We start from the raw sequence: 19,672 nt of genomic DNA on the forward strand, positions 1-19,672 counted from the left end.
GACCAAGAATGTTCGGTGGCTTCGCGCCTTCCTGCGAGGCAAAAAACGCCTCTGCGTCAGGAACTCCATCCTCCTCACATTCTGAACGAGCCGCTTCCGCTTTATGTAGTAATCCAGCTCTGGCAGCAAGCTCTTCGTGTCTAAGAACCTTCCGCATAAGAAGACAAAAAGCGTCTTCTATGCGAAAGAACCTTAGCCAGTCAGAGCTGAACGAGCTGCCTCCGCTTTATAAGTTACCTACGTTTTCTACTTAATCCCATTGCGTTTTCTACTTTGCGTAGTTGTTTGAATGCAACGCGGTTTGCTTTTTCTGCACCTTTGTCTAGAATTTCGTCTAGTTCTGGTGAGTTGATTAGTTCGTTATATTTGTCTTGGATTGGACGAATTGCTTCTACGACTACTTGTGCTAGGTCGCCTTTGAAGTCTCCGTATCCTTTTCCCTCGTACATTGCTTCTATTTCTTCAACTGTTTTTCCAGAGAATGAAGAGTAGATTGTTAATAAGTTAGAGATTCCAGGTTTGTTTTCTTTATCAAATTTCACGATACCTTCAGAATCAGTTACAGCACTTTTAATTTTCTTTTCAATTGTTTTTGGTTCATCAAGCATACTGATCATTGCTTTTGGATTCGGATCAGATTTACTCATTTTTTTCGTAGGTTCTGTTAATGACATAACGCGAGCTCCTACTTTTGGAATACGAATTTCAGGAACAGTGAACACTTCACGGAAGCGTTTGTTGAAACGCTCTGCTAGGTCGCGTGTTAATTCCATATGTTGTTTTTGATCATCACCAACAGGTACGATTTCAGTGTTGTAAAGTAAAATATCAGCAGCCATTAATGGTGGATACGTTAGTAATCCAGCTGGAACTGAATCTCTACCAGAAGATTTATCTTTATATTGCGTCATACGCTCTAATTCTCCAACGTAAGCAACTGATTGCATAATCCATCCTAGTTGAGCGTGTGCTGGTACTTCTGATTGTACAAATAAAGTAGCTTTTTCAGGATCGATGCCACATGCTACATAAAGTGCAGCAAGACTGCGAATGTTTTTACGAAGTTGTACGGGATCTTGAGGTACTGTAATCGCATGTTGGTTTACAATACAGAAATAACAGTCGTGTTCATTTTGAAGCTCTGTAAATTGCTTCATAGCTCCTAAATAGTTTCCAAGTGTAATTGTTCCGCTTGGCTGAATACCAGAAAAGATAACTGACATAAGTAATTCCTCCTAAAATTGAATGTGCGATGGGGAAGAGAAGGCATACAAAAAAGCCCATTCATCCCAAATTACATAGGGACGAATGGACCGCGGTACCACCCTAATTATTTCATAGCTGTGAAATCTCTCAAGATCCATAATAACGTCTGGATATAACGCCAAAGCCTACTACTTTCGGTTCGGTTTGGTGCTCAAAAGCCCATTCCATACTGTACAATTACTTGTTCACACCAGCCACAAGCTCTCTGAAATTGCCCCAATATGTACTCTTCTTTATCATCGCATACATATAAATTTATTTATTGTTACCTAAGCTCTTTTAATATGAAAGAACTAAAGTTTTATAACAAAATGTTTTGCTGATTATTATATCATATGGAATAGTGTTTGCAAACTACATCAAAATAGTAAAGCTAATGAGGATCGAGAACAACCCAAGTACGATACCGGTAATACAAATCGGATACGTCCATTTGAATGAATATGTTTTATAAATACGTTCTTTCTTATCGATAGGTTCCTCTGCTTCTTCAATTAAAGAGTCAATTTTTTTATTCGTACCAAATACTCTTTGGAATGCGTAAATTGTTACGTTAAAAAATCCGTTTTGAAATATGAATAAAAAACCACCTATAAGAATAAAAAACAATGCAATATAGAATGAGATGTTGACAAAATTCAACAAAAAATGAGATGAAACGAGGAATGCGCCCACACTAGAAGCGATTATCGCAACCAAAAATAGTATACAAGTATGAAAAAAAACTTTATTCAAAATATTCCCCTCCGTCAAAATATTACTAGAATTATTATACTATAAAAGTTATAATAAGTAATATAAATAATTTTTTGAAAATTATACGCAATTGAGGTTCTAATTTCAAGATGATGGTAGCAATGTTACCGTATCCCTTTACAAAAAATTTAAAATATAAACATTTTATTAAAAATTTTAACAAAAAAACAAAAAACTATATTCACAATCGTCATATTATATGTATAATGAAAATTGTAGAAACTTGGAGATTATTCTTTCAATTCTACTTTTCTACAAGTGAGGGTACAGTAAGTGCAATTAGGGGAGGCAACACAACATGAAGAAAAAGATACCGTTATTACTTGCATCAACTTTAACGGCAAGTATGTTGCTTGGCGCGTGTAGCTACCAGAAAGAGGACGCTAAAGCAAAAGGAAAAGAAAACACTACTAGTAGTAGTAACGGAAAACAGATTCTTAATTTAACAGAGTTATCTGAAATTCCATCAATGGATGCATCGTTAGCATCAGATTCTGCATCTTCAACAGCATTAAATAATACGATGGAAGGTTTATATCGTACTGGCAAAGATCAAAAGAGAATGCCTGGGATTGCTGAAGATGTCCAAAAGCTAGATGATGGGAAGAAATACATATTTAAGTTAAGAAAAGATGCGAAATGGTCGAATGGGGAACCTGTAACAGCGAAAGACTTTGTGTATTCATGGAAAAGAGCAGTAAATCCAGATACAAAAGCGACGTATTCATACATTATGTTCGATATTAAAAATGCAGAAAAAATTCATAAAAAAGAATTACCTGCTGACCAATTAGGTGTAAAGGCGATTGATGATTATACATTAGAAGTGGAATTAGACAATCCCGTTCCTTACTTTATTGATTTAACGGTTTATCCGGTGTTCTACCCACTAAATGAGAACTTTGTGAAATCACAAGGTGATAAGTTTGGTTTAGAGGCAAATACAACATTATATAACGGGCCATTCGTTATGAGTGATTGGAAACATGAACAAAGCTTCCAATTTAAGAAGAACCCATCATATTGGGATAACAAGACGGTTAAAATCGAAGAGATAAATTTCAATATTGTGAAAAATACATCGACTGATGTAAATTTATATGAGACAAATTCGATTGATCGTGCGGCTCTAACATCGGAATTTGTTGATAAATTTAGACAAACTCCAGAGTTCCAAACACGAAAAGAAGCTGGAGTTGCCTACTTAAGATTTAATCAAAATAATAAGTATTTGAGTAATAAAAACTTAAGAAAAGCAATTTCAATGTCCTTTGACCGTGATAACATTGCAAAAGTTATTTTAAACAACGGCGCAATCGGTGCTTACGGATTTGTTGGAAAAGATTTCGCTGAAGGTCCGAATAAAAAAGACTTCCGTGCTGAAAATGGAAATCTAGTTGAAACGGATTCAAAAGAAGCGAAAAAACTTTGGGAAACAGCAAAGAAAGAGCTTGGCACTGATAAAATTGAACTAGAATTCTTAAGCTTCGATAATGAAGATGCGAAAAAAATTGGCGAATTCTTAAAAGGTGAGATGGAAAAGAACTTACCTGGTTTAACGATCAAAATTAAACAGCAGCCATTCGCACAAAAAAATAAGTTAGAAGACTCTCAAGAATATGATATGGCGTTTGGTATTTGGGGTCCAGACTTCCCAGATCCAGTCTCATATTTAGATATGTTTGTTACGAATGGTTCACAAAATAAAACAGGATATTCTAATCCGAAATATGATGAGCTAATTCTAAAAGCAAAAACAGATACAAAAGATTTACAAGCTCGCTGGAACAACCTTTTAGAAGTAGAGAAAATATTAATTAAAGAGGATGTAGTTATTACTCCGATCTTCCAAAAAGGTTCAGCATATGTGGTAAAAGGTGCCGTAAAAGATATTATCCCAATTAACTATGGTGGTAGATTAACTTACAAATGGGCATCTGTTGAACAAAAATAATCTTTTTTCCATCGTTTACAAGGGTATATGCCTATGATGGGCATATGCTCTTATTTTAAAAAATAAAAGTAAGAATATTTTAAACTATCTTATTGCTTTTGAGAAAAACGGGGAGGTGCTTGACTATGGGACGTTATGTATTAAAACGTTTCGTGTACATGGCTTTGACATTATTTTTAATTACTACACTGACTTTCTTTTTGATGAAATTACTACCGGGTTCTCCGCTTAAAAACCAGGAGAAGCTATCACCGGCACAAAAAGAAATCATTCTTGAAAAATATGGATTAAATGATCCAGTACCAGTTCAATATGCACGTTACTTAGGTAACTTAGCAAAAGGTGATTTAGGGGTATCATTCCAATATGATAACCGCCCAGTAACAGATATGATTGTGGATCGTATTGGACCATCAGCACAACTTGGTTTACAAGCGATTATATTAGGAACATTTATCGGTTTAATTTTAGGAATCGTTGCGGCGCTTCGTAACAATACGTGGGTCGATTATGGGGCGACAATTATTTCCGTACTCGGGATGTCGGTACCCTCATTCGTATTCGCCGCATTACTACAATATTTCGTAGGGGTAAAACTTGGTTGGTTCCCAGTAGCATTCTGGAAAGGACCGGAGTTTACAGTAATGCCTACAATTGCCTTATCGATGGCAGTTATCGCAACAATCGCACGTTTCGCTCGTGCAGAGTTAATTGAGGTTATGCAAGCAGACTACATTTTAACAGCGAAAGCGAAAGGAATTAGCCAAGGCGTTATCATTATCAAGCACGCACTGCGTAACGCATTAATTCCAGTTGTAACAATTTTAGGACCAATGGTTGCAGGATTAATTACAGGGACACTAGTTATTGAGCAAATTTACGCTGTACCTGGACTTGGGGAACAATTCGTTAAATCGATTACAGTGAATGACTATACAGTTATTATGGGAACTACAATTTTCTATAGTGCGATCTTCATCTTAGTTATTTTCATTGTCGATATTTTATACGGAATTATTGATCCTCGTATTCGTTTAGCGGGAGGGAAAAAATGATGAAAGATGTACAAAAATTATCTCCAGATTTATTTCAACCAGCCAATCAGAGTAATGTTGATAATGAAGTCATTGCCCGTCCAAGCTTAACGTTTTGGCAAGATGTAAGAAGACGTTTGTTCCAACATAAAGGTGCAATGTTTGGTTTCGTATTATTAATGCTTATTGTACTACTAGCAATTTTAGGACCGATGGTAAGTAAGCATTCTTATAAAGAGCAGGATTTAGGTCGTGCGAAAATGCCACCGAAAATTCCAGTGATTGAAAATGTTCATTGGCTACCATTTGACGGTACAGATCAATATGGTGTTGACCAATATGAAAAACGTGATATTAAAGAGTACTTCTGGTTTGGTACAGATGATCTTGGCCGTGATTTATGGACAAGAACATGGGAAGGTACACGAGTATCATTATATATCGCTCTTTTAGCAGCAGCGATTGACTTAGTAATTGGGGTTGCATATGGAGGTATTTCAGCCTTCTATGGCGGCAGAGTAGATAATATTATGCAACGTATTATGGAGATCATTAACGGTATTCCATACTTAATCATCGTTATTTTAATGGTAATCATTATGGGATCAGGTATTTGGTCAATTACACTTGCGATGGCAATTACAGGTTGGATAGGGATGTCGCGTATCGTTCGTGGACAGATCCTAAAATTAAAAAACCAAGAATATGTATTAGCATCTCGTACATTAGGGGCAACGAATACACAGTTAATTGTGAAGCACTTAATTCCGAACGTAATGGGACCAATTATCGTAATGACAATGTTTACAATTCCAACAGCGGTATTTGGTGAAGCATTCTTAAGCTTCATCGGACTAGGTATTCAGCCACCATTCGCATCACTTGGTTCTCTTGTAAATGATGGTTATAAATCAATTCAAACGTATCCACATATGATGTTCATCCCAGCGGTTGTCATCAGTATGTTAATCTTAGCATTCAACTTAATTGCAGACGGATTACGCGACGCGTTAGATCCAAAAATGCGTAAGTAAAAGAGGGGAGAAGTAAAAATGAAAACATTGCTAGAGGTAAAAGATTTGCAAGTCTCCTTTGATACACATGCAGGTGAAGTACAAGCTGTACGCGGTGTTACTTTTGATTTGAAAAAAGGAGAAACATTAGCGATTGTAGGAGAATCTGGTTCTGGTAAATCAGTTACTTCTAAAGCGTTAATGGGATTAATTCCGAATCCTCCAGGGCGTATTAAAAACGGTGAAATCGTATTTGAAGGTCGTGACTTAACGAAACTAACAGAAAAAGAAATGCAACAAGTACGCGGTAAAGATATTGCGATGATTTTCCAAGATCCAATGACATCATTAAACCCAACGATGACAATTGGAAATCAAATTATGGAAGGCCTTATTAAACACCAAGGGATGAGTAAAGCAGATGCACGTAAAGTTGCGTTAGAATTAATCGACCTTGTAGGTATTCCGAATCCAGAAGCGCGCTTAAAACAATATCCTCACCAATTCTCAGGTGGTATGAGACAGCGTGTAGTTATTGCGATGGCGTTAGCTTGTAACCCGAAATTATTAATTGCCGATGAGCCGACAACAGCGCTAGACGTTACAATTCAGGCGCAAATTTTAGAACTTATGAAGGACATTCAGCAAAAAACAGAAGCAGCAATCATTTTCATTACGCATGACTTAGGTGTAGTGGCAAACGTTGCAGACCGAGTTGCGGTTATGTACGCTGGTAAAGTTGTTGAAATTGGAACTGTTGATGAAATTTTCTACAATCCAAAACATCCATACACATGGGGCTTAATCGCATCTATGCCAAGCTTAGATGGTGCAGAGGACGAGCTATATGCGATTCCAGGAACGCCTCCAGACTTATTAAAACCGCCAAAGGGTGATGCTTTTGCACCACGTAACCCGCAGGCATTGAAAATTGATTTTGAAATGGACCCACCTTTATTTAAAGTAAGTGATACACACTATGCGGCAACTTGGTTACTTCACGAGCAAGCTCCAGAAGTAAAACCACCGGCAGTCGTTGAAAAACGCATTCTTCAAATGAAAGCAGGTGAACAACATGACTAAACAACGTGAGAAATTAATTGAAGTAAAAAATGTAAAGCAGCACTTCGACGTGAGTGGTGGTGTTGTCAAAGCGGTTAATGATATTTCATTTGATATTTACCGCGGAGAAACATTTGGTCTTGTAGGAGAATCAGGTTGTGGTAAATCGACAACTGGAAGAACGATTATTCGTTTATATGATGCAACTGCTGGTGAAGTGTTGTTCGATGGTGAAAATGTACATGGTAAAAAATCACGTGCCGAGCTGAAGAAGTTCAACCGTAAAATGCAAATGATTTTCCAAGATCCATATGCATCATTAAATCCTCGTATGACAGTAGGGGATATTATTGCAGAAGGTATTGATATTCACGGACTAGCAAAAGGCAAAAAAGAGCGTATGGACCGTGTTCATGAATTATTAAATACAGTTGGTTTAAATAAAGAGCACGCAAACCGTTTCCCGCATGAATTCTCAGGCGGACAACGTCAACGTATCGGTATCGCTCGTGCGCTAGCTGTAGAACCTGAATTTATCATTGCTGATGAACCAATCTCAGCACTTGACGTATCGATTCAGGCGCAAGTTGTAAACTTACTGAAACAGTTACAAAGAGAAAAAGGTTTAACATACTTATTCATCGCCCATGATTTATCAATGGTAAAATACATTAGTGATCGCATTGGTGTAATGTACCGTGGTCAAATCGTTGAGTTGACAACAAGTGAAGAGTTATATGCGAATCCAATGCATCCATATACAAAATCACTACTATCTGCAATTCCGCTTCCAGATCCAGATTATGAGCGCAATCGTAAACGTATCGTATACGATCCATCTCAACATCAATATGGTGAGGAAGCACCAACAATGCGTGAAATTCGCCCAGGACATTTTGTATTATGTTCTGAAGCAGAGTATAAGAAATATAAAGAAATCTATCAATAATAAAGTAGAGCCATTCTTCTATTAAAGAAGGATGGCTCTATTTTTTTATACTAATTAAACTTAATTTAGTATAAAGAGATTTTATCCAAGTTCTTTTTCGGTTTAAAGACAGCAAATTAAGAGTTTCCAAGAATGAAGAAAAGGCGACTGAAATCCAGCCGCCTTTTTCTTCATTTAGAAACACTTTTATTTTACTGCGCTTGAACAGAAACGCTCTCATCTTGCTCATTTGGTTTAACAAGTGCATAATTTTCCCACGATCTACTTCTCCAGCGGAAGAACATAATAATTGCTCGCGTCCATTCGTCGATAGCAATCGCTAGCCAAATACCAACGAGCCCCATGTCTAAATGGAAGGCGAAAAAGTAACCGAGTGGTAAGCTCATTAACACCATGGAGAATGCGCCGATTAAAACAGGGTATTTTGCATCGCCAGCTGCACGAAGTGAATTAATGATGACGATGTTCATCGTCCGTCCTGTTTCAAGTAGTACACTTAGTAAAAGAACGCTTGCCCCTAGAGCGATAATATGAGGATTATCCGTAAATAGTCCCATTAATTGTGTGCGGAATGTAACAACGAGCATGACCATAAATAAAGTTACACCAATCGCCCATTGTACACTTTTCCATACGCGTGTGTAAGCTTCATCCTTTTCATTTCCGCCAACTAGGCGTCCAACGATAATAGCTGTTCCCATACCGATAGCAATGGCGAATAAATAAGTGAACATGGAAATGTTAGTAGCGTATTGTCTTGCAGCTAACGATTCCGTACCTAAGTATGTTGCGTAATATAAGAAGACAATTTGACAAGCTTGATACATGACTTGTTCGAATGCAGATGGAATGCCGATCTTTAAAATTTTGCCAACGTATTCTTTTGATAAAGTGAAGTAATATTGTAATTTCACACGGTATTCCATAACGCGGTACAGTAACCAGAAGAAAACGATAAGTGCGATTAACCGGCTGACAGCGGAAGAAATCGCGGCTCCTTGCACACCAAGTTCAGGGAAACCGAATTTCCCGAAAATAAGTACGTAGTTTCCGGCGATATGAATAATATTCATTCCAAGCGAAACAAACATCGCTTGCTTTGTAAAGCCGTGAACGCGGATAATTGCGGCTAATGAGTTAATAATAGCTTGAAGGAAAATAGCTCCTCCGACGATGGATAGATAGCTTTGTGCATACGTTAGTACATCGCCTTGTAAATTCATTGCCATCATCATATGTTTTGAAAATAAAAGAAAACCAGCGCTTATAATGAGTCCGACCACTAAATTTAATGTGACGGCTAATGCTGATATTTTTGATGCTTCCATAAAGCGTTTAGAACCGAGGTATTGGGATACAACGATAGCTGCACCATTTCCTATGACTTCTAGTACTAAAATCGCGATATGAAGGTATTGATTCGCTGCACCAACCCCAGATACAGCATCGTCTGATAATGCACTTAACATGAAAGTATCAGCGATCCCCATCAGCATAAAAAGAAAAACTTCTAGAAAAATAGGCCATGTTAATAAGAATAAACTTAATTTCTCTGTTGGCCCGTTTTTTGAGCGAATTGCTGTCATGTCCGTCCCCTCTTTACCGATATCTATTTTTAGCAAAGTGTATCGTAACACACTTTCATATCCTTTGCACTTATTTTAGCCTACATATTTTCAATATGAATAAACCTTCATTTTATGACAAAAAAGAGGAATAATTATGCACAAGATATTATAGAATATAAAATTTATTTTTCTCTGATAATTTAGAAAAGTATAAAAATGGCCATTTTTAACACTTTAGTTCAATAAAAACGCAGTGTGAAACGTTTACAAATGCACGTGGTGTTAACAGAAAATTTTAATAAAATAGAAATATAAATATACAAAGAATATATTTGTGTGTATAATACGAATTATTAGAACATATATATATTTCTTTCTGTTTGAAAATGAAAGGGCTAACATTTTTTTTGGAGGGTGGAAGTATGAAAAAAAAGATACCAGTTTTTGTAGCATCAACAGTAGCAATGAGCATGATTTTAGGGGCATGTGGCTACCAAAAAGATGAACCGCAAGCGAACGCAAAAGGGGATAGCGGGAAAAGCGGTGCGAAGCAAGTTATTAACTTAATTGAAACACAAGAAATTCCAACGATGGACCCAGCGTTATCAGCTGATGCAGTTTCTTCAAAAGTAATGAACAATACGATGGAAGGCCTATACCGCCTTGGGAAAGACGATAAATTAGTTCCAGGTGTAGCGAAGGAATTCCAAAAGTCAGAAGACGGTAAAAAGTATACATTTAAATTACGTGAAGATGCAAAATGGTCAAATGGTGAACCTGTAACGGCGAAAGATTTCGTGTATGCATGGCAAAGAGCGATTAATCCAGATACAGCTGCGAAATCGGCGTACATTATGTACGATATAAAAAATGCTGAGAAAATTAATAAAAAAGAGATGAGTCCAGACCAATTAGGTGTAAAAGCGATTGATGATCATACACTAGAAGTAGAATTAGATAATTCTATTCCATATCTTGTTGATTTAATGGTCTATCCGATCTTCTATCCTGTTAATGAAAAGTATGTGAAAGAGCAAGGGGCGAAGTTTGGTTTAGAAGCAAATACAACACTTTATAACGGACCATTTACATTAAGTGATTGGCAACATGAACGTAGCTTCAAAATGACAAAGAGCTCATCATATTGGGACAATAAAGAAGTGAAGCTTGAGGAAGTAAACTTTAATATTGTAAAAGATACGTCTACGCCAATTAATTTATATGAAACAAACGCAGTCGATCGAGCGACGTTATTAGCAGAGTTCATCGATAAATATAAAGGAAAACCAGATTTCAAAACGGTAGAAGATACATCTGTATTCTTCCTTCGCTTAAATCAAAAAGACCCAGCTTTAGCAAATAAAAATATTCGTAAAGCAATTTCTCTTGGTTTTGACCGTAAACCATTCGTTGATACATTATTAAATAACGGTTCTAAGCCAGCGACGGGATTAATTCCTGACAATTTCATTAAAGGACCGGATAAAAAAGATTTCCGTGTTGAAAATGGAGATATTGTAAAACCAAATGTAAAAGAAGCGAAAAAGTATTGGGAAGCTGGTAAAAAAGAGCTTGGTAAAAACGAAATTGAATTAGAGCTATTAAATGAAGACGTTGAATTATCGAAGAAAACTGGTGAATATTTAAAAGGTGAGTTAGAAAAGAATTTACCAGGTTTAACAGTGAAAATTAAACAACAACCATTCGCGCAAAAACTAAAATTAGAAGATGCGGGCGACTTTGTAATGTCATTCTCTGGATGGAGTGCAGACTTCCCAGATCCAGTTACATATCTTGATATGTTCGTAACTGATGGGGCACAAAATAAAATGAAGTATTCTAATCCGAAGTACGATGAGATTATTATGAAAGCGAAGAAAGATGGAAGCGACGTAAATGCTCGTTGGAAAAACTTACTTGAAGCAGAAAAAATGTTACTTGATGACGCTGCGATTGTTCCAGTATATCAACGTGGTAGAGCATATTTACAAAGAGAAACAATTAAAGATATGTACAACCATAAGTATGGTGGCGAAGTAAGCTTCAAATGGGCATCAGTAGGAAAATAACAAAAAAAGCAGGTAATTACCTGCTTTTTTTAGTACGTACGTTTTTTATAAATGCCTTTTCCGCCAACTTGGTTCCAGCCAGATTGTACATCTAAACTTTTGTTAACAAACTTCATTTTTTCTTTCCCACCAAAGAGTTTTTCACCGATGCTATTTGTAATGACACCAATCAATGCTGTTATTCCGATGATGAGGGTAGCAACAATGATAAAATCAGTAAAAAAAGCGATCATATGCAAATTCCCCCTTTGTCTGTCTGTATTTTTATTGTATGAGATAAATGGTAAAAAAGAAAGAAATGTCAGAAAAATATTCAATTTACTTTAGAAAGCATATAGACATGAGCGGGGAGATTTGTTAAAATAAGAACAAATGTTCCTTTTCGTTTCTAACCTTTAGAGTCTTACATTTCTCAATTGTTTTGTTGGGAAAAGGTAAGAAAACGCTCTCTTTTTAATGGGGAAGATTATGAAACTGTAATTGTATATCAAGTGAAGATTATTGTAGAAAGCAAGTATCAAAAGGGTTAAAGACCGTTGTTAAAGGACAGTTTTACTGAGTATAATCATGTTGCATAGCAGTGGAGTACACGGAGAAATTTTCTCAACTAGCAGTAAATTCACTGTATATTTCTTGCAAAAACTATTGTATAATGATTATAGAAGTTACTTATTAAAAGTAATTATTGTTGCTTACATGAATTGCGATTTTTTACTTTGCTATAAGACAAGTTATCGCGAAAAATTGCGGAAGTTAGAAATTTAAACTGTAATTAGTACAGAATTTGTACTCTTTAAGGAGAGTGAGCTTTGTATGGTAACATTATATAGTTCTCCAAGCTGTACGTCTTGTAGAAAGGCGAAATTATGGCTAGAGGAAAATCATATTCCTTATACAGAACGTAATATTTTCTCAGATCCATTAACGATTGATGAGATTAAAGAGATTTTACGTATGACAGAAAGCGGAACGGATGAGATTATTTCTACTCGTTCAAAAGTTTTCCAAGAATTGAATGTGAACTTAGAGTCTTTACCACTTCAAGATTTATATAAGATGATTCGTGACTATCCAGGTATTTTACGTCGTCCAATTATGATTGACGAAAAACGCCTTCAAGTAGGTTACAACGAAGATGAAATCCGTCGTTTCTTACCACGTACAGTAAGAACGTTCCAATTACGTGAAGCACAGCGTCTTGTAAATTAATTATAATAATATGAAAACCTTCTACCTATTATAGAGTAGAAGGTTTTTTTTTACTGTTTAACATTACGTAATCGCACTTGTTGAACGATAAAGCCTATGCATAAAATGGTGAAAATGAACAAATAAGGGATACTTGTGGCAAAACTAGGATTATGATGAAAAAACGTTGCAAGTCTGTCTTCATGTGTAATCATTTTTCCTGCTGTATAGGCGAGAACTGCTGCTCCGCAATAAATGAGAAATGGAAAGCGTTCCATGAGTATTAAAATAAGTTTGCTTCCCCAAATGATAATCGGGATAGAAATGAATAAACCGATAATTACGAGTGAAAGTCTTCCGTGAGCTGCTCCTGCAATGGCAATAACATTGTCAAACCCCATAACGAGATCCGCGAATACAATTGTACGCACAGCTTGGAATAAAGTCGTTTTTCCTTTGATAGAAGAAAGATCGTTGTTATTATCAGTGAGTAAATTGACCGCAATTAATGTAAGTAAAATTCCGCCGGTGAGTTGTAAAAATGGGATATCAAGTAAATAGACAGCTAGTATCGTGAGGAGAATTCGTAGCACAATTGCTAACATAGTACCAATCAAAATGGCTTTATTTCGTTTTGCTTCAGGTAAATTTCGGCTAGCTAGTGCGATGACAATTGCGTTATCGCCACCTAGTACAACATCGATACCGACAATCAGTAGTACAGATGTTAAAAACTCTAAGTCCATTCGTCTGCCTCCATTTATGATGTTTTAATAAGCGAAATATATGTATGTGGTGAAGAAAGTTTGTCTAGTTTTGATCCCGCGCTCCCAGGGACAAAATAATCACCTCTAATAGAAGTTTCACTTTATTACAGTGTACGAGGGAATATGGGAATGTATGTCCAAATTTTTTGCGAGCAGTGAATTAGTATAATGGTATATTTATTCCGATTGGTGCGAGCTAATAATCAGTGGAGGATGAAAAAAAATACTGATTATTGTTTCACTTTATGTAAAAAGTCGAATACAGATAGGTATATAACTATTTTTGTAAAATAAATCGATTTTATTTCCCTTCTGGAGAATCTTATCATAAAATGAGAGTACAAGAATCTATTGTTTTGTCATATGAGTGGGGAATCCCTTCATAACAATTCTAAGCAGGAAGGGAGCGTTGTATTTTGGATATTGAAAGAATTAATGACCATACGATGAAATTTTTTATTACGTACATTGATATAGAGGATAGAGGGTTTAATCGTGAAGAAATTTGGTATGATCGCGAACGAAGTGAAGAGCTCTTTTGGGAGATGATGGACGAAGCTCGTGATCATGATGATTTCTTTATCGATGGGCCGTTATGGATCCAAGTGCAAGCAGTCGATAAAGGGATTGAAGTACTTGTAACGAAAGCGGAGCTTTCAAAGGATGGACAAAAGCTGGAACTACCAATAGGTGTAGACAAAATTATAGACATTCCTCTAGATGAAGGCATCGAATCATTATTCCAGCAAGAATTAGTGGAAGAGGTAGAAGAACAAGTAGGAACAAACTTTAATGAAGATGGTACGTTTGGCTTTTTAATTAAGTTTAATGATTTTGAAGATGTTATTTCATTAAGTCATCGTCTTATCTTTGAAGATATAAAAGATGAATTACATTCATTTGAGGACCGATATTATGTATATGTGGAATTCGATGAAGTGCTACATGATGAAGAAGAAATTGATCGTATTTTAAGTATTGTTTTAGAATATGGAGAAGAATCTACTTTAACGATTCACCGTGTAAGTGAGTATGGGAAACAGGTTGTGAAAGAGCGTGCGCTTGAGACAATTCGCAACAATTTCCCTCCTAAAATGTAGGCCGATTTCTATAGTATGAAATCGGCTTTTTTTATGAAGAATAGGAAGGCTTTCTTAGTAAGGAGGTAAGAGATGAAAAACACGTTAAAACTACTTTTCTTTTTTCTACTATTGTTCGCATTATTTGTTTCATTACGCATGTTTATTGATGTAGCATTTTATTCGGATGTCATTGGGATAAAGGATGTTTCTATTTTAGGTATTATTAGTATTTTATTTACGGTTTCCGCATTTTTAATTGGATGTGTTATTTTCTTAGAAAACCGCCATCCGTCTAAAACACTTACGTGGTTAATCGTACTAGGTATTTTTCCGGTGTTCGGTTTCTTTGCTTATCTTTTATTTGGACAAAATTTTCGTAGAAAAAGAATGTTCCAAAAGAAGGCATTACTCGATGAACAGGCGTTTTTACAATATAAGGGACACGAAGATTACGAAGAACGGATTTTACGAAATCATAAGCATCAAGAATTGTTATTTCGTTTAGCAGATCGACTAGGTGCTTTAAATATTTCATTTCAAACTGAAACGAGGACATTAACAAATGGAGACGAAACGTTTCAGGCAATTTTAGATGGGTTAAATCGAGCGAAACACCACATTCATATGGAGTATTACATTGTGCGTGATGACAAGCTCGGTACAGAAATTAAAGATATTTTAATAAAAAAATCAAAAGAAGGCGTTGTCGTTCGTTTTTTATACGACGCGGTTGGAAGCTTTAAATTATCAAATTCGTATATTGAAGAATTGAATGATGCAGGAGTAGAAATGATTCCATTTTTCCCTGTGCGCTTTCCAATTTTAAACGATAAAATTAATTATCGAAACCACCGAAAAATCGTTATTATAGATGGAAATGAAGGGTTTGTAGGTGGATTAAATATTGGTGATGAGTATTTAGGGAAGGATAAATATTTCGGTTTTTGGCGAGACACGCATTTATATTTACGCGGTGAAGCAGTTCAAAGTTTACAGCTAATTTTCCTTCAAGACTGGTTTTATATGACTGGTGAGGCGGTATTAGCACCTGAATATTTACAAGCGGAAGCAGTTGAGGGTGATCATTGGGGCGGAGTCCAACTTGTTGGAGGTGGACCGGATAATAAATGGGAAACAATTAAACATTTATATTTTGCAATGATTGCTTCAGCTAGGAAATCGATTTGGATTGCAACACCATACTTTATCCCAGATGATGATATTTTATCTGCATTAAAAGTAGCTGCACTTGCTGGTATTGATGTTCGTTTGTTAATGCCAAGTAAGCCAGATAAGCGGACTGTCTTTTATGCATCAAGATCGTACTTTCCGGAGTTATTAGATGCAGGAGTAAAAATATATGAATATGAAAAAGGTTTTCTTCATAGTAAAGTTGTCATCGTGGATTCTGATCTCGCATCAATTGGGACAGCTAATATGGATATGAGAAGTTTTCATTTAAACTTTGAAGTAAATGCCTTTTTATATGATACAGGTAGCATTCGAAAGCTCGTTCAAGATTTTAAAGACGATTTAGAAGAATCCAGTGAAATTCATGTTGACCGATTTCATAAGAGACGTCTTCATAGGCGGATTGTTGAATCGACGTATCGGTTATTATCACCTTTATTATAGAAAGAGATGTCCTAATTTAGGACATCTCTTTTTTTGAGAGGAATTTGTAGTAAATTGTAGAATACAAGAAGTTGAAAGGGTGTGATGGTGGATGTTTATTGCAAGGAGAGAAAACGGAGAGAAAATTCATCTATTATATAACCGGGATGAAGAACGTTTACGCGAAATGCGTAAACGAGAAAAATTCTTTTGTACAGCTTGCGGAAAAGAAGTGCAAATGAAATTAGGAACACAAAAGAGCTGGCATTTTGCTCATAAGAAAGTGGATTCATGTCTTACCTTTTATGAAGCAGAATCTATGTATCATATGCACGGTAAAGAATTGTTATATAGATGGTTAAAACATCAAGATTTTCATGTCGATATAGAGCATTATCTGCCAGTAATCAAGCAACGGCCAGATATTTACGTAGAGAGAGCGGATCGAAAAATTGCGATTGAATATCAATGTGCAAATCTCTCCGTAGAGCAGCTTTCTAAACGAACATACTCGTATTGGCAAGCTGGTATACAGGTCATCTGGATCATTGGTGGAAATCAATTAAAAAAGCAATCTGCATATTGGATGAAATTTTCCTCACTTCTGGCTTTCTCCTTACAATCTTATCCTCAGCCATTTCTTATTTTCTTCTGTCCGAAACAAAAATCGTTTATGAAATGCGCATTTATCACTCCGTTTTCTACAAATGTCTCTTTCTCACATACTATTTATTTACCAACTGATAAGACTACTGTTGACATGCTCTTTTCCTCTGTGCCTTTCCAAAAAGAGGTATTAGGACAAGAATGGAAGAGAAAAAAGAACCATTTTCGGCAAAACGCTCTATCTATCTGGAATTATAATCATAAGTCACTACTCCGCCTCTTATATCAATATAAATGTACCCCAGCGAGCTTTCCTTCTGAAATCGGTGTTCCGCTCCCATCCGCGTTTGCTTTTCAAACAAATCCATTTACATGGCAAGCTTCTCTATACATGAAGTGTATAGGTGAGCTTGCGGTAGGGAATTGTATTTCCCTTCAATATGTGTGTAGTTATGTAAAAAAAATACGGAAATGCGCTTACTTCCGTACTTTTCACAACATATATGGAAAGTAGCGGTTACTGAATATATGACTTTTTTATGTTTTGTAGGCGTGTTGCATAAAGTAGGGACTTATACGTACCGAAAAATGAGGAATATAGTTATGTTACAGGCGGAGGAGGAAGTTAGGAAATATGATGAGATTTGCCTAACTTATGCGCTATCTCTATTTGAGACAAAGTTCAACATGAGAGAAGAAAAAGGGGATATAATAAAGAATGAACGTGAAGGAATTACATAAGAAAAACAGAATTGTACTTAAGTAGAGATATTTAAAGGAGGGCTTACAGAATGTCTGAACAAAATAAAGCAAAAACATTACCAGATCGCAATGAGATTGAAGAAGCAAGCACATGGCGATTAGAAGATATTTTCCAAACAGATGCAGAATGGGAAAAAGAATTCCAAGCTATTAAAGAGCTATTGCCAAAGTTAACTGAATTTAAAGGGAAGCTTGGCGACTCTGCAGACAATTTGCTTGAGGCATTGCAATATGAAGATGAAATTTCAATGCGATTAGGTAAGCTATATACATATGCACATATGCGTTACGATCAAGATACAACAAACTCTGTGTATCAAGCACTGAATGATCGCGCAACAAATTTATACTCACAAGTATCTAGTAGCACAGCGTATATCGTACCTGAAATTTTATCTATTTCAGAAGATACATTGCAAACATTTTTACAAGAAAATCGAGAACTAAGTGTATATGAGCATGCATTAGAAGAAATTACACGTCAACGCCCGCACGTATTATCTGAGGCAGAGGAAGCGTTATTAGCAGAAGCATCTGAAGTGATGAGTGCATCAAGTAATACATTCGGTATGTTGAATAATGCGGATTTGAAATTCCCATCTATTAAAGGTGAGGATGGAGAAGAGGTAGAAATAACACATGGCCGTTACATTCAGTTTTTAGAAAGTGATGATCGTCGTGTTCGCGAAGATGCATTCAAAGCTGTATTTGAAACGTATGGGAAATTTAAGAACACATTTGCAAGTACGTTAAGCGGGGCAGTGAAACGTAATAATTTCAATGCACGTATTCGTAAATATGACTCTGCTCGCCAAGCAGCATTAAGCAATAATAATATTCCTGAAGCAGTATACGATCAACTCGTTGAAACGGTAAATGACAACTTACATTTATTACACCGTTACATTGATATTCGTAAGCGTGCACTAGGACTTGATGAGCTTCATATGTACGATTTATATACACCACTTGTACAAGAAGTGAAAATGAATGTGAAGTATGAAGAAGCGCAAGACCTGTTATTAAAATCTTTAAACGTACTTGGTGATGAATATGTTGAAATTTTAAAAGAAGCATATGAAAATCGCTGGGTAGATGTGTACGAGAATAAAGGCAAACGAAGCGGAGCATATTCATCTGGTGCATACGGAACAAATCCGTATATTTTAATGAACTGGCATGATAATGTAAATAATTTATATACACTTGCTCATGAGTTTGGTCATTCGGTGCATAGTTATTACACAAGAAAGACACAGCCACACGTATACGGTGATTATTCAATCTTCGTTGCAGAGGTAGCATCAACTTGTAATGAAGCGCTTCTAAATGATTATTTATTAAAAACGACAGAAGATAAAAAAGAGCGTCTATATTTATTAAATCATTATTTAGAAGGATTCCGTGGTACTGTATTCCGTCAAACAATGTTTGCAGAGTTCGAGCATATCATTCATAAAAAAGTACAAGAAGGACATGCGGTTACGCCAGATATGTTAACGGAGATCTACTACGATTTAAATAAGAAATATTTCGGGGATGCTTTAGTAATCGATAAAGAAATCGGTTTAGAATGGTCTCGTATTCCGCACTTCTATTACAACTATTACGTATATCAATACGCAACAGGATTTAGTGCAGCGACTGCGTTATCTAAACAAATTTTAGAAGAAGGGCAACCAGCAGTAGAACGTTACATTAACGAATTCTTAAAAGCGGGAAGCTCCGATTATCCAATTGAAGTGTTGAAAAAAGCAGGAGTTGATATGGCATCTCCTGAACCAGTGAAAGAGGCACTTCAAGTATTTGAAGAGAAATTAAATGAATTAGAAGCGTTATTATTTGAAGAAAAGTAATGAGAAAAGACGAGGGATTTTATCCTCGTCTTTTTTGTTTGAAAATGTTTTTGTCGATATTTGTCGATAAAATAAGGAGGATTTCCTTACTTTTTCTAAATTAGAAGGCAGTTTTACAGTTGATTT

Annotated in this window: 15 protein-coding genes, 1 pseudogene and 1 other annotated feature; of the genes and pseudogenes, 11 read left to right on the forward strand and 5 right to left on the reverse strand. The window is 36.0% G+C overall.

Annotated features, from left to right (window positions below):
* Nucleotides 1-233: 233 nt before the first annotated feature.
* Complete coding sequence (trpS, locus tag DN408_RS04120) at nucleotides 234-1,223, reverse strand: tryptophan--tRNA ligase (protein ID WP_000110999.1); 990 nt, start codon at nucleotides 1,221-1,223, stop codon at nucleotides 234-236.
* A gap of 74 nt (nucleotides 1,224-1,297) precedes the next feature.
* Nucleotides 1,298-1,515: a binding site (T-box leader), on the reverse strand.
* 105 nt (nucleotides 1,516-1,620) lie between these two features.
* On the reverse strand, nucleotides 1,621-2,001 hold the full coding sequence (locus DN408_RS04125) for a DUF3899 domain-containing protein (RefSeq protein WP_002125921.1): 381 nt from the start codon (nucleotides 1,999-2,001) through the stop codon (nucleotides 1,621-1,623).
* A gap of 319 nt (nucleotides 2,002-2,320) precedes the next feature.
* Between DN408_RS04125 and DN408_RS04135 the strand changes: the two genes are divergently transcribed.
* From DN408_RS04135 to DN408_RS04155, 5 genes are all read left to right on the forward strand, one after another.
* Entirely contained in the window at nucleotides 2,321-3,976 is a 1,656-nt protein-coding gene (locus DN408_RS04135; RefSeq protein WP_078178438.1) for a peptide ABC transporter substrate-binding protein, read from the forward strand.
* A 125-nt stretch (nucleotides 3,977-4,101) separates the two neighbouring features.
* Entirely contained in the window at nucleotides 4,102-5,031 is a 930-nt protein-coding gene (opp3b, locus tag DN408_RS04140) for an oligopeptide ABC transporter permease (protein ID WP_000534165.1), read from the forward strand.
* Nucleotides 5,028-6,044: an oligopeptide ABC transporter permease gene (gene opp3C / locus DN408_RS04145; protein ID WP_002086981.1), complete on the forward strand. Its 1,017-nt coding sequence runs from the start codon at nucleotides 5,028-5,030 to the stop codon at nucleotides 6,042-6,044. The genes opp3b and opp3C overlap by 4 nt, the downstream gene beginning before the upstream one ends.
* An 18-nt stretch (nucleotides 6,045-6,062) precedes the next feature.
* Nucleotides 6,063-7,106 (forward strand): ABC transporter ATP-binding protein, encoded by a 1,044-nt coding sequence (locus DN408_RS04150; protein WP_002011337.1) that lies wholly within the window; start codon nucleotides 6,063-6,065, stop codon nucleotides 7,104-7,106.
* Nucleotides 7,099-8,034, forward strand: coding sequence for an ABC transporter ATP-binding protein (locus tag DN408_RS04155; protein ID WP_002086978.1), 936 nt, complete (start codon nucleotides 7,099-7,101; stop codon nucleotides 8,032-8,034). Before DN408_RS04150 ends, DN408_RS04155 begins: the two co-directional genes overlap by 8 nt.
* Nucleotides 8,035-8,225: 191 nt before the next feature.
* On the opposite strand, the gene DN408_RS04160 is transcribed toward DN408_RS04155, so the two are convergent.
* Entirely contained in the window at nucleotides 8,226-9,671 is a 1,446-nt protein-coding gene (locus DN408_RS04160; RefSeq protein WP_002166144.1) for an MATE family efflux transporter, read from the reverse strand.
* Nucleotides 9,672-10,024: 353 nt separating this feature from the next.
* On the opposite strand from DN408_RS04160, the gene DN408_RS04165 reads away from it, so the two are divergent.
* Nucleotides 10,025-11,671 (forward strand): peptide ABC transporter substrate-binding protein, encoded by a 1,647-nt coding sequence (locus DN408_RS04165; RefSeq protein WP_002125935.1) that lies wholly within the window; start codon nucleotides 10,025-10,027, stop codon nucleotides 11,669-11,671.
* Nucleotides 11,672-11,700: 29 nt separating this feature from the next.
* Here the strand turns inward: DN408_RS04165 and DN408_RS04170 are convergent, their stop codons facing one another.
* Nucleotides 11,701-11,904, reverse strand: coding sequence for a hypothetical protein (locus DN408_RS04170; RefSeq protein WP_000559981.1), 204 nt, complete (start codon nucleotides 11,902-11,904; stop codon nucleotides 11,701-11,703).
* A gap of 580 nt (nucleotides 11,905-12,484) precedes the next feature.
* Between DN408_RS04170 and spx the strand changes: the two genes are divergently transcribed.
* A complete protein-coding gene (spx, locus tag DN408_RS04180; RefSeq protein WP_002011348.1) occupies nucleotides 12,485-12,880 on the forward strand; it encodes a transcriptional regulator Spx in 396 nt (131 codons plus the stop codon).
* Nucleotides 12,881-12,930: 50 nt separating this feature from the next.
* Here spx and DN408_RS04185 read toward each other — a convergent pair whose 3' ends face one another.
* Complete coding sequence (locus DN408_RS04185; protein WP_002030376.1) at nucleotides 12,931-13,605, reverse strand: TerC family protein; 675 nt, start codon at nucleotides 13,603-13,605, stop codon at nucleotides 12,931-12,933.
* A gap of 437 nt (nucleotides 13,606-14,042) precedes the next feature.
* On the opposite strand from DN408_RS04185, the gene mecA reads away from it, so the two are divergent.
* From mecA to pepF, 4 genes and pseudogenes are all read left to right on the forward strand, one after another.
* Nucleotides 14,043-14,726 carry an adaptor protein MecA gene (gene mecA, locus DN408_RS04190; protein WP_002011351.1) on the forward strand — a complete coding sequence of 228 codons (684 nt, stop codon included), beginning with the start codon at nucleotides 14,043-14,045 and terminating at the stop codon, nucleotides 14,724-14,726.
* A gap of 72 nt (nucleotides 14,727-14,798) precedes the next feature.
* The gene (locus tag DN408_RS04195) at nucleotides 14,799-16,343 is read left to right on the forward strand and encodes a cardiolipin synthase (protein ID WP_002064255.1); all 1,545 of its coding nucleotides are present in this window, start codon (nucleotides 14,799-14,801) and stop codon (nucleotides 16,341-16,343) included.
* Between the two features lie 91 nt (nucleotides 16,344-16,434).
* Nucleotides 16,435-17,669: pseudogene (locus DN408_RS04200) on the forward strand (competence protein CoiA).
* A gap of 50 nt (nucleotides 17,670-17,719) precedes the next feature.
* A complete protein-coding gene (gene pepF / locus DN408_RS04205) occupies nucleotides 17,720-19,546 on the forward strand; it encodes an oligoendopeptidase F (RefSeq protein WP_002134970.1) in 1,827 nt (608 codons plus the stop codon).
* Nucleotides 19,547-19,672: the final 126 nt, after the last annotated feature.

Origin of the sequence: Bacillus sp. AR13-1 (genome assembly GCF_008042285.1) — a bacterium.
In the GTDB taxonomy this organism is placed as follows: Bacteria; Bacillota; Bacilli; order Bacillales; family Bacillaceae_G; genus Bacillus_A; species Bacillus_A mycoides.